The organism is Micromonospora sp. CPCC 205546, from assembly GCF_036902715.1.
GTDB lineage: Bacteria > Actinomycetota > Actinomycetes > Mycobacteriales > Micromonosporaceae > Micromonospora.
Map to the genome: position 1 here is coordinate 1 of NZ_JBAKHL010000066.1, position 16,572 is coordinate 16,572.

Below are 16,572 nucleotides of genomic sequence, written 5' to 3' on the forward strand. Positions count from 1 at the left end.
CGCCGCCCCCCCGGGGCTGGCGGGCCGACCCGCGGCGCGCGGGCGAGCCGGGCCTGCTGCTCGACGCGGCGCTGCGGGCCGCGGGGTCGCCCGAGGGGCGCCGTGCGGCCCTGCGGATACGCGGCGACACCGCCGCCGGCAAGGCCGTCGACGTCGTCGAGCTGCGTACGTCGCGGGGGCCGCTGCGCTACTGGATCGACCGCTCCGGCAAGCTGCGCCGCCTGGAACTGCGCACCCGTGCCGGCGCCTGGGCCCAGCTCGACCTGACGCCCACCACGGTGCCCCGGCTCATCCCCGCGCCCCGGCCCCCGGCCGGGGGCCGCTGACCGGTCAGGGGCGCCAGCCCGTCTGCGCAGCCCACTGCTCGGCGCGCAGGTGCTCCTCGTCGAACCACGGGTCCTTCGCCGTGGTCCAGGTGACGCTGTCCGGGGCGGAGGCCGCCAGCTCCCGCTTCAGCGCCAGGTAGGCCGACCGTTGGTCCGGGTCGGCACGCAGGTGGTCGCGCATCAGCAGCGCGTAGCGCCAGCCCGGCGAGTCCACCGCGCGGACGTGCAGGTGCACGGGGCGGCCGGGGTCGGCGCTGGCGTGCAGCCGTTTCTCCCAGCGGGCGCTGCCGGGCGGACGGGGGTTGTCCCACCAGTCGCCGGGCAGGCGCGGGAAACCCGCCGCCGCGAGTCGTTCGGCCAGCGGCCCGTCCGCGTCGGCCAGCGTCGGGACGGTGAGTTGGACGTCGATCACGTCCTTGGCGGCGAGTCCCGGGACCGCGGTCGAGCCGATGTGGTCGATGCGCGGGTCGGCGGGGGCGACCGCGTGCCGGATCCGGGCGGCCAGCCGCGCGTACTGCTGCGGCCAGGTCGGGTCGGCCTCCGTCAGGACGACGTGCTCCGAGGTGGCCGCCCGCCGCTCGCGCAGGTTCGCCGCATAGGGTCGCAGCCGCTCGTGCCACAGCGCGTCGACCGCCGCGTGCAGGTCGGCGAGGCTGCCGTCGTTGGTCAGCAGCACGTCCGCCGCGGCCCGGCGACGGGCGTCGTCGGCCTGCGCGGCGATCCGCCGCTCGGCCTCCGCCCGGTCCATCCCCCGGTCGCGGGCCAGCCGCGCGAGTCGGGTGGCCACCTCCGTCTGCACCACGACCACCAGGTGGTACGTGGGCGCGAGCCCCACCTCGACCAGCAGCGGCACGTCGTTGACCACGATCGCGTCGGGTCCCGCCGCGGCGGCGATCTCGGCGGAGCGGGCCCGTACGCGTGGATGGGTGATCGCCTCCAGCCGGCGGCGCGCCGTCTCGTCGGCGAACACCAGCGCGCCCAGCGCCGCCCGGTCGAGGGCGCCGTCGGCGTCGAGGATCCGCTCGGAGAAGGCCGCGACGATCTCGGCCAGCCCCTCCGTGCCCGGCGCGACCACCTCCCGGGCCAGGCGGTCGGAGTCGATCACCACCGCGCCGCACTCGGCCAGCCGCCTCGCCACGGCGCTCTTGCCCGACCCGATTCCCCCGGTCAGTCCCACCTTCAACACGGCACCAGTCAACCGGATCACCGACGCGCCACCGGCACCGGGGCACCTCGTCCGGGCCGTCACCGCGCCCCCGGCCAGCCCTCCGCGGGAACGACCCGCCAGGCTGGGCGGAGATCCCCTCCCCGCGTCCCGACGCGGCGAGGTGCTTCCGACTCGCTGCGCCTCGAACAGGCAGAAAGGCAGTGGCTCGCCAGCCGAGTCCAGGTACCTGATGACGGACAAGACCGACTTCAAGAAGACCCTCGACGCCTACCGGGCCGGACGAGGCCGGTTCCGGCTCGTGGACGTGCCCGACACGCGGTACGTCATGGTCGACGGCCACGGCGACCCGAACACCTCGCCGGCGTTCACCGACGCCGTCGAGGCCCTCTACCCGGTGGCCTACAAGCTGAAGTTCGCCAGCCGCCGCGACCTCGGACGCGACTACGTCGTCCCGCCCCTGGAGGGGCTGTGGTGGGCCGAGGACATGGACTCCTTCACCACCCGACGCGACAAGTCACGGTGGAACTGGACGCTGATGATCATGACCCCGGACTGGATCGGCCAGGACATGTTCACCGCCGCCGTGGCCCAGGCCGGGGCGCGCAACCGCCCGACGCGTCTCGACGACATCCGTCTGGAGACACTGTCCGAAGGCAGGTGCGTGCAGACGCTGCACGTCGGTTCCTTCGACGACGAGGCCGAGGTGCTGGCGAGACTGCACGGTGAGTTCGTGCCGGGCAACGGGCTGCGGATGGTCGGCAGGCACCACGAGATCTATCTCAGCGACTTCCGCAGGGTCGCGCCCGAGAGGCGGCGCACCATCCTGAGGCAACCGGTCGCCGACGCGTCGAGTGCATAGGCGAAACGACGACGCCGGTGGTGGCGGTCGGTGCGGAAGAGACGGGAGCCCCGCCCCCGGCGATCTCGCGATCGCGGGGACGGGGCCCGTCGTCGTTCAGCGGGTCACTTGCCGCCGGCGAGCTTCTCCCGCAGAGCGGCGAGCGCCTCGTCGGTGGCCAGGGTGCCGGCCGGCTCCTCGGCCTGACGGCTCGGGGCCGCGCTGGTCGAGGTGGTGGTGCCACCACCGGTGACGGCCGGAGCCGGGTTGGCAGCGGCCTCGGCGTCGGCGGCCCGGGAGGTCTGCACCTGCTTGGTGTGGGCCTCCCAGCGCTGACGCGCCTCGGCGTACTGGTTCTCCCAGGTCTCGCGCTGCTTGTCGTACCCCTCGAGCCACTCGCCCGTCTCCGGGTCGAAGCCCTCCGGGTAGATGTAGTTGCCCTCGGCGTCGTACGTCGCCGCCATGCCGTAGAGGGTCGGGTCGAAGTGCTCCTCGCCCTCGACGAAGCCCTCGTTGGCCTGCTTGAGCGACAGCGAGATCCGGCGGCGCTCCAGGTCGATGTCGATGACCTTGACCATGACCTCGGAGCCGACCTGGACGACCTGCTCCGGGATCTCCACGTGGCGCTCGGCCAGCTCGGAGATGTGGACCAGGCCCTCGATGCCGTCGTCCACCCGGACGAAGGCGCCGAACGGCACCAGCTTGGTGACCTTACCCGGCACGATCTGCTGGATCGCGTGGGTGCGGGCGAACTGACGCCACGGGTCCTCCTGCGTCGCCTTCAGCGACAGCGAGACCCGCTCGCGGTCCAGGTCGACGTCCAGGACCTCGACCTCGACCTCCTGGCCGACCTCGACGACCTCGGACGGGTGGTCGATGTGCTTCCAGGACAGCTCGGAGACGTGCACCAGGCCGTCCACGCCGCCCAGGTCGACGAACGCGCCGAAGTTGACGATCGAGGACACGACGCCCTTGCGGACCTGGCCCTTCTGCAGCTTGTTGAGGAACTCGGTGCGCACCTCGGACTGCGTCTGCTCCAGCCAGGCCCGGCGGGACAGGACCACGTTGTTGCGGTTCTTGTCCAGCTCGATGATCTTGGCTTCGAGCTCACGGCCCACGTACGGCTGCAGGTCACGCACCCGACGCATCTCGACCAGGGACGCGGGCAGGAAGCCGCGCAGCCCGATGTCGAGGATGAGACCGCCCTTGACCACCTCGATGACCGAGCCGCGGACGACGCCGTCCTCGTCCTTGATCTTCTCGATGGTGCCCCAGGCCCGCTCGTACTGCGCCCGCTTCTTGGAGAGGATCAGACGACCCTCCTTGTCCTCCTTCTGGAGGACCAGGGCCTCGATGTGGTCACCAACCGAAACGACCTCGGCCGGGTCCACGTCGTGCTTGATCGACAACTCCCGAGAGGGGATGACACCCTCGGTCTTGTAGCCGATGTCGAGCAGGACCTCGTCCCGATCGACCTTGACGACGGTGCCTTCGACAATGTCGCCGTCATTGAAGTACTTGATGGTCTCGTCGATCGCGGCGAGGAAAGCCTCCTCGGAACCGAGATCGTCGTGGGTGACCCGGGTGGCGCTCGAGGGGGCCTCGATGCTGCTCGTCATGTGGGCGGTTGCTCCGGTCGGATGGTGTGTCACAGCAGGCTGGTGTGTCGCGGTGACCTGTTCGCGCCAGCGGATCCGTCGCCGGGCACACTCCGGGCACACCGAAAGATCATCGCGTGAGATCATGGATGTGGCTCCGCCAGTGGTCCCGGAGACCGCGCACCTGCTCCCTGCCGAGGCACACGATCCGCGAGCGCATCGTCTAGCCTACCCGCTGCATTACCACAGCGTGCAAGCCCTCCCGCCCTCTCGCCGCCTCGTCAACTGCGAAAGCGGAGATATCGGTCGGAAGCCGTCCCAGATGTCGCGTCCGTCACAGGAGCATCAGGATGAACGGTAGCGCCGGACACTGTCCGCCGCACCGCGGGGGTCGGCCGGCCCACGGCCCGACCGGGGCTAGCGTGAGCGGGTGGATGACGACAGCCGGGTGACCCGGCGCCGGGTCGGCGACGCCGAGGCCCGCCGGGCGAACCGCCGCTGGTGGGACGCCGACGCCGACGACTACCAGGCCGAACACGGCCGCTTCCTCGGCGACCTGGACTTCGTCTGGTGCCCCGAGGGCGTGCGGGAGGCCGACGTACGGCTGCTCGGCGACCTCGCCGGGCGGCGGGTGCTGGAGCTCGGCTGCGGGGCCGCCGCAGCCGCGCGGTGGCTCGCCACCCAGGGGGCCAGGCCGGTCGCCCTGGACCTGTCCGCCGGGATGCTGCGGCACGCGGCGCTGGCCGCCGGGCGCACCGGCGTACCCGTGCCGCTGGTGCAGGCCGACGCGCTGGCGCTGCCCTTCGCCGACGCCGCCTTCGACACGGCCTGCACGGCGTTCGGGGCGGTCCCCTTCGTGGCCGACTCGGCGGCGGTCATGCGCGAGGTGTTCCGGGTGCTGCGTCCCGGGGGCCGGTGGGTGTTCTCGGTGACCCACCCGATGCGGTGGATCTTCCTCGACGATCCCGGCGAGGGCGGGCTGACGGCCGTGCACTCGTACTTCGACCGCTCCCCCTACGTGGAACAGGACGAGGCGGGCGAGGCCACCTACGTCGAGCAGCACCGCACCCTCGGCGACCGGGTCCGGGAGATCGTGGGCGCCGGGTTCCGCCTGGCCGACGTGCTGGAGCCGGAGTGGCCCGAGGGGCACGAGGGGATCTGGGGGCAGTGGAGCCCGCTGCGCGGTCGGCTCTTCCCCGGCACCGCCATCTTCGTCGCTCAGAAGCCCGCCGGCTGACACCGGGCGCGGGTTGGCCGGACCGCCCGGACACCTGCGGACCCCGCCGGTGGGCCGGCCCGCCCGGCCGCCGGCCGTCGTTTCGGGACATCGACGCCGGGTACCCGCGCGGCATGGCCGAGCAGAACGAGTTCCGCGAGGGCGACCACGTCTCCTGGGCCAGCCACAGCGGCCGGGCGTACGGCGTGGTGAAGGAGAAGATCACCGAACGGACGCACGTACGCGGGCACACCGTGAACGCGTCCGCCGACGAACCGCAGTACCGCATCCGCAACGACGACTCGGGGCGCGACGTCGCGCACCGGCCGGAGGTGTTGCGCCATGAGCACCGATGACCAGGACCGGGACACCTACCGGGAGTTCACCGAGGCGGTGAACATGAAGCCGGCCGAGCTGTCGACCTGGCTGGAGACCGACGAGTCGAAGCAGGTCGGCTGGCACAAGGGTGGGCGCTCCGGCGGCGGCGAGTCGGTCGGGCACGAGTCCGGCCGGAAGATCATCAGCCTGCTGCGGCGCAGGCGTGCCGAACTCTCCGAGGGCGACTACCGGCACATGCGCAAGGTCGTCGGCTACGTCCGCCGGCACATGGCCCAGCGCCCCTCCGGCGACGTCCGCGACACGAAGTGGCGCTGGTCGCTGATGAACTGGGGCCACGACCCCCTCAGGTGACCGCGACCCTGGCGACAGGGGCCCGGTCCGACCGGCCCTGACAGGTGCCGCGGCGGCGCGGACCGGGCTCACGCCGACCCGGTACGTCGAAGTCCGGCAGACCACCACGCGCACGGCAGGGTTTCCGGGGCAGCCCGACCCACGCGGGGGTCGGGCCTGACCGCCCGGAGCGGGTCGGGCTGCCCCGGAAACCCCACCCGGAGGGATCAGTGGTCGGCGCTGTTCCAGTCCCGCCCCTCGCCCACGGAGACCTCCAGCGGCACCGACAGCGGGTGCGCCGCACCCATCTCGCGGCGCACCAGCGCCTCCAGGGCCTCCCGTTCGCCCGGGGCGACCTCGAAGACCAGCTCGTCGTGCACCTGCAGCAGCATCCGCGAGCGCAGGCCCGCCTCGCCCAGCGCCGTGTCGACGTGCAGCATGGCGACCTTGATGATGTCGGCCGCCGAGCCCTGGATGGGGGCGTTGAGCGCCATCCGCTCGGCCATCTCCCGGCGCTGCCGGTTGTCGCTGACCAGGTCGGGCAGGTAACGCCGCCGACCCAGGATCGTCGAGGTGTAGCCGTCGTGGCGGGCGCGGGCGACGACCTCCTGGAGGTAGTCGCGCACCCCGCCGAACCCGGCGAAGTAGTCCTCCATCAGCCCGCGCGCCTCCTCGGCGGTGATCCCGAGCTGCTGGGAGAGGCCGAACGCGCTCAGCCCGTACGCCAGGCCGTAGTTCATCGCCTTGATCTTGCGCCGCTGGTCGGCGGTCACCTCGCCCACCGGCACCCCGAAGACCGACGAGGCGGTGACGGCGTGGAAGTCGGCCCCGGAGTTGAACGCCTCGATCAGCGCGTCGTCCGACGACAGGTGCGCCATGATCCGCATCTCGATCTGGCTGTAGTCGGCGGTGAGCAGGCACTCGTAGCCCTCCCCCACCACGAAGGCGCGGCGGATGCGCCGGCCCTCCTCGGTGCGGATCGGGATGTTCTGCAGGTTGGGCTCGGTCGAGGAGAGCCGGCCGGTGGCCGCCACCGTCTGGTTGAAGGTGGTGTGGATGCGGCCGTCGTCGGAGACCGACTTGAGCAGCCCGTCGACGGTCGTCTTGAGCTTCGCCACGTCCCGGTGGCGCAGCAGGTGGGTCAGCACGGGGTGCGGGTTCTGCGCGTGCAGCCACTGCAGGGCGTCGGCGTCGGTGGTGTAGCCGGTCTTGATCTTCTTGGTCTTGGGCAGCCCCAGTTCGACGAAGAGGATCTCCTGCAACTGCTTCGGCGAACCGAGGTTGAACTCCCGGCCGACCGCCTCGTACGCCCCCTGGGCGGCGGCCTTCACCTCGGCGGCGAAGTGCGCCTCCAGCTCGGAGAGGTAGTCGGTGTCGGCGGCGATGCCGGTGCGTTCCATGCCGGCGAGCACCCGCATCAGCGGCAGCTCCACCCCCGCCATCAGCCGCGCCGACTGCTCGCCGTCGCGGGACAGCTCGGCGTCGATCGCGTCGGCCAGGTCGAGGGTGGCGCGGGCCTGGAGCATGAGGTTCTGCTCCGCCTCGGCGTCGTTGCCGAGCCCCTCCAGGGTGAGCTGGCCGGTCTCGGGGGCGTCGACCCGCAGCTCGCGGTGCAGGTAGCGCAGGGCGAGGTCGGTCAGGTCGTAGGAGCGCTGGTCGGGGCGGGCCAGGTAGGCGGCGATCTGGGTGTCGCGCAGGATGCCCTCCAGGCTCCAGCCGTGCGCGGCGAACGCCAGCACCGCCGGCTTGCTGTCGTGCAGCACCTTGGGCCGCCCGGCGTCGGCCAGCCAGGCCGCCAGGGCCGCCTCGTCGGCGGGCTCCAGGGTGGCGGGGTCGACCCAGGCCGCCGCGCCGCCGGCGGTGGCCAGCGCAAGCCCGGTCACCGAGGCGGTGTGCCGGCGGTTGGGGCCGGTGTCGAGCTTCGCCGCCACGCCCACCGGGGTGTCGGCCGGCGCGTGCGTCTCCAGCCACCCGGCGAGCGCGCCGGGCTCGGTGAGCACCTCGCCGGTCAGGTCGAAGCCGGACTCGGCCTCCGGCTCCACCGCCTCCAGGTACTGGTAGAGCCGGTCCCGCAGGATGCGGAACTCGAGGGTGTCGAAGACCTGGTGGACGGCCTCGCGGTCCCATCCCTCCCAGCGCGTCTCCTCGGGGCGCAGTGGCAGCTCCACGTCGGAGACGAGGCAGTTGATCTCGTAGTTGCGGATCACGTCGGCGAGCCGCTCGCGCAGGCTGTCGCCGGCCTTGCCCTTGATCTCGTCGGCCCGCGCGACGACCCCGTCGACCCCGCCGTAGAGGTTGATCCACTTCGCGGCGGTCTTCGGGCCGACGCCCGGGACGCCGGGCAGGTTGTCGCTGGTCTCGCCGACCAGGGCGGCCAGGTCGCGGTAGCGCTCCGGGGCCACGCCGTACTTCGCCTCGATCGCCGCCGGGTCCATCCGGGCCAGGTCGGAGACGCCCTTGCGCGGGTAGAGCACCGTGACCCGGTCGCCGACGAGCTGGAAGGCGTCCCGGTCGCCCGTGCTGATCAGCACGGACATGCCCTGGTCGCGGGCCTGGCAGGCGAGGGTGGCGATGATGTCGTCGGCCTCGTAGCCCTCCTTCTCCACCACCGGGATGCGCAGCGCCGCGAGGACCTCCTTGACCAGGCTGACCTGGCCCTTGAAGTCGGTCGGGGTCTCGCTGCGGCCGGCCTTGTACTCCGCGTACTTCTCCGTGCGGAAGGAGCGGCGGGAGACGTCGAAGGCGACCACGATGTGCGTCGGCTGCTCGTCGCGCAGCACGTTGATCAGCATGGAGGTGAAGCCGTAGACGGCGTTGGTCGGCTGCCCCGTCGTGGTGGAGAAGTTCTCCACCGGCAGGGCGAAGAAGGCCCGGTATGCCAGGGAGTGTCCGTCGACGAGGAGCAGGCGCGGCGTCGTAGCTGTCACGGCAGCGACTCTAGCCGCCCGCTCCGACACTCCCGGACACCGGCACGGACGCGACACGCGACGGACGCGATCGGCACGCGACGGACCGGCGCGCGACCCGACCGGCACGCGACGCCATCGCGACGGACGCCACCGGCACGGGGCGCCGGCGCGGCCCGGACGGGGCCGCGCCGGCAATCCGCCTCAGAGCACCTTGGCCAGGAACGCCTTCGTCCGGTCGTGCCGGGGGTTGGCGATCACCTCGCGGGGGACGCCGGACTCGACCACGACGCCGCCGTCCATGAAGACCAGCGAGTCGCCGACCTCGCGGGCGAAGCCGATCTCGTGGGTGACCACGATCATCGTCATGCCGTCACGGGCGAGGTCCTTCATCACGTCGAGCACCTCGCCGACCAGCTCCGGGTCGAGCGCGCTGGTCGGCTCGTCGAAGAGCATCAGCTTCGGCTGCATCGCCAGCGCCCGGGCGATCGCCACCCGCTGCTGCTGGCCGCCGGAGAGCTGGCTCGGGTAGTTGCCGAGCTTGTCGCCCAGCCCCACCCGCTCCAGCAGCGCGGCGGCCCGGTCCCGGGCGGCGGCCTTCTTCTCCCGGCCCAGCAGCACCGGCGCCTCGGCGACGTTCTGCAGGGCGGTCATGTGCGGAAAGAGGTTGAACCGCTGGAACACCATGCCGATCGCCCGGCGCTGGGCGGCGACGTCGGACTCGCGCATCTCGTGCAGCTTGCCGCCGCGCTCGCGGTAGCCGATCAGGTCGCCGTCCACCCAGATGCGACCGGCGTTGATCTTCTCCAGGTGGTTGATGCAGCGCAGGAACGTCGACTTGCCGGAGCCGGAGGGGCCCAGCAGGCAGCACACCTCGCCGCTGCGGACCTCCAGGTCGATGCCCTTGAGCACCTCGATCGACCCGAACGACTTGTGTACCTGCTCGGCCCGGACCATCGGCCCGGACTCCACCGCCGGTCCGCCGGCCTGCGCCGGCACCGTCAGCTCGGTCATGCGCCGCCCGCCTTCCCGGTCGTGCCGCCGCTCTCGGCCGCGATCCCCCGCAGCTTGGTCTTCGCCCGCGCGCTGCGCCCGACGCCCTTGGAGAAGTGCCGCTCCAGGTAGTACTGCCCGACCAGCAGCACGCTGGTCAGCAGCAGATACCAGATGGTCGCCGCGACCAGCATCGGGACGACCTGGTAGGTACGGCTACTCACGGCTCTGAGCTGGAAGAACAGCTCCATCGAGACCGGCACGAAGGCCACCAGCGAGGTGTCCTTGAGCATGGCGATGGTCTCGTTGCCGGTCGGCGGGACGATCACCCGCATGGCCTGCGGCAGCACGATGCGGCGCAGGATCTGCGACCGCTTCAGACCGAGGGCCTGCGCGGCCTCCGTCTGACCCTCGTCGACCGACTGGATGCCGGCCCGGACGATCTCCGCCATGTAGGCGGCCTCTGACAGGCCCAGCGCCAGCATGCCGGCGACGAACCCGGTGAGGATGTCCACCGCCGAGAAGCCGAACAGCCGCGCCTCGAAGTCGTCGACCCCGAACAGGGCGCCGATCTGCCGGTCGAAGGGCAGCCCGAACTCGATGCGCGCCCAGAGGATGCCCAGGTTGCCGAAGAGGATCGCCAGCACCAGCCGGGGCACCGCCCGGAAGAACCAGGTGTACGCCCAGGCGACGCCGCGCAGGATCGGGTTCTCCGACAGCCGCATGATGGCGATGACGACGCCCAGCACGATGCCGATCAGCATGGAGGTCACGAGCAGCGCGAGGCTGCCGCGTACCCCCTCCATGATCGGCGGGCGGAACATCTCGTCGACCATGAAGGACCAGTTGAACGCCTTGTTCGTCACCAGCAGGTGGACGAACATGGCCACCAGCACCCCGATCACGGCGACGGCGACCCACCGCCCGGGATGCCGCACGGGCACGGCGCGGATGGGTTCCGGCCGTGCCCGCTCGGGTGTTCCTGTTTCGACCGACATTGTCAGCTGGTCGGGTTCAGCGCCGGAGTCGTGATGGCGCCGCCCTCGACGCCCCACTTCTTCAGCGCGCCCTCGTACGAGCCGTCGGCGATGACCGCCGCGACGGCCTCCTTGAGCACCTCGGCGAACGCGGCCTGGTCCTTCTTCACCGCGTAGCCGTACGGGGCCGACTCGTAGATGTCGCCGAGCAGCTCCAGCTGGCCGTTGCTCTGCTTCACCGCGTACGCCCCGACCGGGGAGTCGGCCAGCATGGCGTCGTCCTTGCCGCTGACCACCGCGGCGGTGGCGTCGCTCTGCGCCTGGTACTGGTCGATGGTGATGGCCGGCTTGCCGGCGTCGGTGCACTTCTTCGACCGGGCGGTGATGTCGTCGAGCTGCACGGTGCCGACCTGCACGGCGATCTTCTTGCCGCAGGCGTTCTCGGTGTCGACCTTGGCCGGGTTGCCGGCCTTGGTCGCCCACTGGGTGCCGGCCGAGTAGTAGCTGACCATGTTGACGGTCTTCATCCGGTCGGCGTTGATGGTGAACGACGAGACGCCGACCTCGTACTTGCCCGAGTCCACGCCCGGCAGGATCGCGTCGAACGGCGCCGACTCGTACTCGGCCTTAAGGCCGAGCTTCTGCGCGACCGCGTTGAACAGCTCGATGTCGAAGCCGACCACCGTCTTGCCGTCGGCGTCGAGGAACTCCGCCGGGGCGTACGTCGAGTCGGTGCCGACCTTGATCACGCCGTCGGCCTTGATGGCGTCGGGCACCTTCGCCGCCAGCGCCGAGTCGGCGGCGGCGGTGACGCTCGGGCCGGCGCCGGGCTGCTCGGTGTTCTCCTTCTCGCCGCAGCCGGCCAGCGAGAGGGCGAGCAGCGCGGCGCCGGTGACGCCGAGGGCGGCCCGGCGGCCACCACTGATGAGGAACATGGGGTACTCCTTGCGATGAGGGGTGACGGCCGGTCAGGCCACGCCGAGGTAGGCCTCTTTGACCGCCGGGTCGTGCAGCAGCTCGGCGCCGGTGCCGCTCTTGACGATCCGGCCGGTCTCCAGCACGTACGCCCGGTGGGCGCGGGCCAGCGCCTGCTGGGCGTTCTGCTCCACCAGCAGGACGGTGGTGCCCTGCTGGTTGATCTCGACGATGATGTCGAAGATCTGCTGGATCAGCATCGGGGCCAGACCCATCGAGGGCTCGTCGAGCAGCAGCAGCTTCGGCCGGCTCATCAGCGCCCGCCCGACCGCCAGCATCTGCTGCTCACCGCCCGAGAGGGTGCCGCCCTGCTGCTTGCGCCGCTCGGCCAGGCGCGGGAAGAGCCCCAGCACCCGGTCGAGGTCCTGGGCGATGCCGGCCCGGTCACGGCGCGTGTACGCGCCCATGTCCAGGTTCTCCAGCACCGTCATGCCCGGGAAGATCCCCCGGCCCTCGGGGGCCTGGCACAGCCCCCGCCGGACCCGCAGGTCCGCCCGGAGCTTCGTGATGTCCTCACCGTTGAACCGGATGCTGCCGCTGGCGACCGGCCGGATCCCGGAGATCGCCCGCATCGTGGTCGACTTGCCGGCGCCGTTGGCGCCGATCAGGGCGACGATCTCGCCCTCGTCCACCGTCAGGCTGATGCCGTGCAGCGCCTGGATCCGCCCGTAGAGCAGGCTCACATCGTCGATCTCAAGCAGCATCGTCCGGCACCCCCAGGTACGCCGCGATCACCTTCGGGTTCTCCCGCACCTCGGCGGGCAGCCCGTCGGCGATCTTCTTTCCGAACTCCAGCACCACGATCCGGTCGGTGACCCCCATGACCAGGCGCATGTCGTGCTCGATGAGCAGCACGGTCACGCCGGTGTCCCGGATCTGCCGGATGAGCTGGAGCAGTTCCTCCTTCTCCGCCGGGTTGAAGCCGGCGGCCGGCTCGTCCAGGCAGAGCAGCACGGGGTCGGTGGCCAGCGCGCGGGCGATCTCCAGCCGCCGCTGCTCGCCGTAGGAGAGGTTGCGGGCGAACTCGTGCATCCGCTTGCGGATGCCGACGAACTCCAGCAGGCGCTCGGCCTTCTCCCGGCCCTCCCGCTCCTCCTTCCAGTGCCGCGGCAGGCGGAACAGCGCGGAGACGACACTGGTCTTGTGGTGCGCGTCGGCACCGACCTGGACGTTCTCCAGCGCGGTCATCTCCGGGAAGAGGCGGATGTTCTGGAACGTCCGCGCCATGCCCATCTTGGTGATGTGGTGCCGCTTCTTGCCGCTGATCCTCTGACCGCGGAACCGGATCTCACCCTCGGTGGGCTGGTAGATGCCGGTCATGGCGTTGAAGCAGGTGGTCTTGCCGGCGCCGTTCGGGCCGATCAGACCGAGGATCTCGCCCTTGTAGAGGGTGAAGTCCACCTGGTTCAGGGCGACCACGCCGCCGAAGCGCAGCGTGACGTTGTCGACCTCCAGCAGCGGTTCCCGGGTGGGCACCGCCTCCACTGCCGGCGCGCCGGCCTGCGCCGGAACGGTCGGCGTCAGCTCGGTGTCACTCACCGACGGTCACCTCCTTGCGGCGATCCTTGAACTCCGCCGCACGTCGTCGGTTGGGGATCAGACCCTCCGGCCGGAAGATCATCATGACCACCAGCACCAGGCCGAAGAACAGGAACCGGTACTCGTACAGCTCGACGCCGAACATCTCGATGCCGCGGAACCGCTCGATCATGTACGCCACCAGACCACCGCCGACGATCGCGCCGACGATGTTGCCGGAGCCACCGAAGATGACCGCGGCCAGGATGATGATCGAGTTCAGCAGCTCGAAGTTCTGCGAGTTGACGAAGTTCTGTTTGCCCGCGAACAACGCGCCGGCCAGGCCGGCGATCGCGGCGCCCGCGGCGAACGCCCACAGCTTGAACTTGAACGTCGGCACGCCCATGAGCTGCGCGGCGTCCTCGTCCTCGCGGATGGAGATCCAGGCGCGCCCGACCCGGCTGTGGGTCAGGTTCCGCACCCCGATGACCACCAGGATGATCACCGTGAGCACCAGCCAGTAGTACGGCCGCGCGTCGAGCACGCCGAAGAACGGCTTGCCGTCGGCGTACTGGCCGGGCGGGTGCGGAATCTGGTTGAAGCCCCGCTGGCCCTTGAGGAACTCGGAGCTGACCGCACCGATGCGGATCATCTCGGCGAAGCCGAGCGTCACCAGCGCCAGGTAGTCGCCCCGCAGCCGCAGGGTCGGCGTACCGAGCATCACGCCGGAGACCATCGTCAGGGCGATCGCCACCGGCACCGCCAGCAGCCACGGCCACAGCGTCTTGAGGTCGCTGCTCGGCGAGGTCAGCACCGCCACGGTGTACGCGCCGACGGCGAAGAAGCCGAAGTAGCCGAGGTCGAGCAGGCCGGCGAAGCCGACCACGATGTTCAGACCGACGGCCAGCAGCACGTAGATCGAGACGGTGAACATCACCTGGGTGAAGTTCGCGCCGGGGGTCGGGATCGGCCCGAGGTACTGGTAGAACTCCTTGTTCGGCAGCGCGTAGAAGAACACGATCACCGCGGCCAGCAGCGCCCAGCGCACCCAGCGCGGCGCGCCGCGCCACCGCTCCCCGGCCGCCTCGCGGCCGGAGCGCACCTTCTCCAGAACGGTCGTCATGCCCGTGCCCTCCCCAGCGACTCGCCCAGCAGACCGGTCGGCCGGAACATCAGCAGCACCACCAGCAGTGCGAAGGCGGCGAAGTCCTTCCACTGCGTGCCGAACAGGCCGGAGGCGTAGTTCTCCACCACGCCCAGCAGCAGGCCGCCGACGAGCGCGCCACGCAGGTTACCGATGCCGCCGAGCACCGCGGCGGTGAAGGCCTTGAGGCCGAGCAGGAAGCCGACGCTGTAGGTGAGGGTCTGGATCCGCACGTCGTAGAGCAGGCCGGCGACGCCGGCCATGCTGCCGCCGGCGATGAAGACCATCATGATGATCCGGTCCTTGTTCACGCCCATCAGCGCGGCGGTGTTGGCGTCCTGGGCGACCGCCCGGATGCCGCGGCCGACGCGGCTGCGGTTGATGAACATGTCCAGCGCGATCATCATCGTCAGCGCGGCGCCGATGGTCAGCAGCTGCACCGCGTCGATCGGCACGCCGAAGATCTCGAACAGCGGCTTGGAGCTGACCAGCGACGGTGCGCCCTCGGGGCGGCGGCGGGTCCAGATGCCGAACGCCTCGGCGATGGCGATGGACGCGCCGATCGCGGTGATGAGGAAGGCCAGCGGCGGTGCGTTGCGCTTACGCAGCGGCCGGTAGGCCACCCGCTCGATGAGCGTCGCGGTGGTCGCCGAGGCGATCGCCGCGACGACCATCGCCACAAGCAGGTAGAAGATGATCGACCCGATGCCGTTGACCTGCGAGTTCTGGTCGAGCCCGAACCAGTTCCAGGTCCAGATCGCGAAGAACGCGCCGGCGATGAAGACCTCGGAGTGGGCGAAGTTGATGAGTTTCAGCACGCCGTAGACCAGCGTGTAGCCCAGCGCGACCAGGGCGTAGATCGCGCCCTGCGTCAGGCCGGTCGTGGTGAGTTCTCCGAAGTTGGAGAACAGTCCGTCGAAGTTCAAGGGAGGGACGCTCCATCAGGGTCTGGAGAGAAAAATGGGGTGCGGCCGGGAGCGAGCTCCCGGCCGCACCCGCGATCACAACTCAATCGCTGTAGCAGCGACCGGCGTCAGGACTTCGGGATCTCCTGGTCCGGAACGACCTTGCCGTCCTTGACCTTGAAGGCCCAGACCTTCACCTGCGCCGGGTCGAGCTCGCCGCCCTCGACGAACTTGTAGCTCGCCGCGACGCCCTCGCCGCTGTAGCCCTTCACGAACTCCAGCAGGCCCTCACGGGTGGTCTTGCCCGCCTTGATGCCGGCGAGCAGGATGTTCGCCGCGTCGTAGGCCGTGTCGCTGTAGGTGCCCGGGTCGGTCCCGTTGAGGGCCTTGAACTCCTGCACGAAGGTGCCGCGCGCCTCGGCGGCCGGCTGGCACGGGCAGGTGAGGATGGTGCCCTCGGCCGCCGCCGCGCCCGCGGAGGTGATGTAGGCGGCGTCGTTCACGCCGTCGCCGGCGATCATCGGAGCGGTGACCCCGGCAGCGGTGAGCTGCTTGCGGATCAGGCCGGCCTCCTGGTAGTAGCCGCCGTAGAAGACCGCGTTGACGTTCGCGGCCTTGACCTTGGTGACCACGGCGGAGAACTCGGTCTGCTTGCCCTCGCCCTGGACCTTGTCGGAGCCGACGACCGCGGGGCCGAGGAGCTTCTTGACCTCGTCGGCGAGGCCGGCGCCGTACGCGGACTGGTCGTCGATGACGAAGACCTTGTCGGCCTTCAGCACGTTCTTGATGTAGTTGCCGGCGGCCGGGCCCTGGCTGAAGTCGTTGCCGACCGCGCGGAAGAAGGTCTTCCAGCCCTGCTCCGAGAGGCTCGGGCGGGTCGCGGAGGGGGTGATGGTGACCAGACCGGCCTCGTTGAAGAGCGGACCGGCGGCCTCCGACTCACCCGAGTAGGCCGGGCCGACGATGCCGAGGATCTTGGTGTCGTCGATGGCCTTCTGGGCCAGACCCGGGGCCTGGTCCGGGCTGCCCTGCGAGTCCAGGGGAACAAGCTCGACCTTGCAGTCGGCGTTCTCCTTGTTGTACTTGTCGACCGCCAGCTTGACGCCGTTGTTCTCGTTGATGCCGAGCGCCGCCGACGGGCCGGTCAGCGCGCCGAAGAACGCGATCTTGTTGCCGCAGGCGTCGCCACCGGACGCCGCGTCGTCGCTACTGGAGCATGCCGTGCCGCCGGCGACGAGCGCCACCATGGCGACCCCACCGATAACGCGCGCGAGCTTCTGCCTCAAGGCCCGAACCCTCCTCCGTCCAATGGTCCGAACCACCCGCTGCCGATTGGCCC

14 protein-coding genes and 2 pseudogenes are annotated in these 16,572 nt (G+C 70.8%); 5 read left to right on the forward strand and 11 right to left on the reverse strand.

Going from position 1 to position 16,572, the window contains the following annotated elements; all coding sequences use genetic code 11:
- Positions 1–326: pseudogene (locus tag V6U77_RS24380) on the forward strand (hypothetical protein); the annotation flags it as partial.
- A gap of 4 nt (positions 327–330) precedes the next feature.
- On the opposite strand, the gene coaE reads toward V6U77_RS24380, so the two are convergent.
- On the reverse strand, positions 331–1,512 hold the full coding sequence (gene coaE / locus V6U77_RS24385; RefSeq protein WP_334608983.1) for a dephospho-CoA kinase: 1,182 nt from the start codon (positions 1,510–1,512) through the stop codon (positions 331–333).
- Between the two features lie 211 nt (positions 1,513–1,723).
- Here coaE and V6U77_RS24390 point away from each other — a divergent pair, with 211 nt between their 5' ends.
- A complete protein-coding gene (locus V6U77_RS24390; protein ID WP_334608985.1) occupies positions 1,724–2,353 on the forward strand; it encodes a GyrI-like domain-containing protein in 630 nt (209 codons plus the stop codon).
- 104 nt (positions 2,354–2,457) lie between these two features.
- Here the strand turns inward: V6U77_RS24390 and rpsA are convergent, their stop codons facing one another.
- Positions 2,458–4,053, reverse strand: coding sequence for a 30S ribosomal protein S1 (gene rpsA / locus V6U77_RS24395; RefSeq protein WP_334608986.1), 1,596 nt, complete (start codon positions 4,051–4,053; stop codon positions 2,458–2,460).
- Between the two features lie 307 nt (positions 4,054–4,360).
- On the opposite strand from rpsA, the gene V6U77_RS24400 reads away from it, so the two are divergent.
- From V6U77_RS24400 to V6U77_RS24410, 3 genes and pseudogenes are all read left to right on the forward strand, one after another.
- Complete coding sequence (locus V6U77_RS24400; protein ID WP_334608987.1) at positions 4,361–5,167, forward strand: class I SAM-dependent methyltransferase; 807 nt, start codon at positions 4,361–4,363, stop codon at positions 5,165–5,167.
- 113 nt (positions 5,168–5,280) lie between these two features.
- Entirely contained in the window at positions 5,281–5,502 is a 222-nt protein-coding gene (locus V6U77_RS24405; protein ID WP_334608988.1) for a DUF2945 domain-containing protein, read from the forward strand.
- A pseudogene (locus V6U77_RS24410) lies at positions 5,489–5,833 on the forward strand (DUF3140 domain-containing protein); the annotation flags it as partial. The gene V6U77_RS24405 and the pseudogene V6U77_RS24410, both read left to right, overlap by 14 nt.
- A gap of 209 nt (positions 5,834–6,042) precedes the next feature.
- Here the strand turns inward: V6U77_RS24410 and polA are convergent.
- From polA to V6U77_RS24455, 9 genes are all read right to left on the reverse strand, one after another.
- Positions 6,043–8,742, reverse strand: coding sequence for a DNA polymerase I (polA, locus tag V6U77_RS24415; protein WP_334608990.1), 2,700 nt, complete (start codon positions 8,740–8,742; stop codon positions 6,043–6,045).
- Positions 8,743–8,925: 183 nt separating this feature from the next.
- Positions 8,926–9,735, reverse strand: coding sequence for an amino acid ABC transporter ATP-binding protein (locus V6U77_RS24420; RefSeq protein ID WP_334608991.1), 810 nt, complete (start codon positions 9,733–9,735; stop codon positions 8,926–8,928).
- Positions 9,732–10,712, reverse strand: coding sequence for an amino acid ABC transporter permease (locus V6U77_RS24425; RefSeq protein WP_334608993.1), 981 nt, complete (start codon positions 10,710–10,712; stop codon positions 9,732–9,734). The genes V6U77_RS24420 and V6U77_RS24425 overlap by 4 nt, the downstream gene beginning before the upstream one ends.
- A gap of 2 nt (positions 10,713–10,714) precedes the next feature.
- Entirely contained in the window at positions 10,715–11,626 is a 912-nt protein-coding gene (locus tag V6U77_RS24430) for an ABC transporter substrate-binding protein (RefSeq protein WP_334608994.1), read from the reverse strand.
- Positions 11,627–11,659: 33 nt separating this feature from the next.
- Complete coding sequence (locus tag V6U77_RS24435; RefSeq protein WP_334608995.1) at positions 11,660–12,370, reverse strand: ABC transporter ATP-binding protein; 711 nt, start codon at positions 12,368–12,370, stop codon at positions 11,660–11,662.
- Positions 12,360–13,205, reverse strand: a complete 846-nt coding sequence (locus V6U77_RS24440) for an ABC transporter ATP-binding protein (protein ID WP_442934500.1) — start codon at positions 13,203–13,205, stop codon at positions 12,360–12,362. Before V6U77_RS24440 ends, V6U77_RS24435 begins: the two co-directional genes overlap by 11 nt.
- Complete coding sequence (locus V6U77_RS24445) at positions 13,198–14,307, reverse strand: branched-chain amino acid ABC transporter permease (RefSeq protein WP_334608997.1); 1,110 nt, start codon at positions 14,305–14,307, stop codon at positions 13,198–13,200. Before V6U77_RS24445 ends, V6U77_RS24440 begins: the two co-directional genes overlap by 8 nt.
- Positions 14,304–15,254: a branched-chain amino acid ABC transporter permease gene (locus tag V6U77_RS24450; protein WP_334608998.1), complete on the reverse strand. Its 951-nt coding sequence runs from the start codon at positions 15,252–15,254 to the stop codon at positions 14,304–14,306. The genes V6U77_RS24445 and V6U77_RS24450 overlap by 4 nt, the downstream gene beginning before the upstream one ends.
- Before the next feature lie 107 nt (positions 15,255–15,361).
- On the reverse strand, positions 15,362–16,519 hold the full coding sequence (locus tag V6U77_RS24455; protein ID WP_334608999.1) for a branched-chain amino acid ABC transporter substrate-binding protein: 1,158 nt from the start codon (positions 16,517–16,519) through the stop codon (positions 15,362–15,364).
- Positions 16,520–16,572 lie beyond the last annotated feature (53 nt).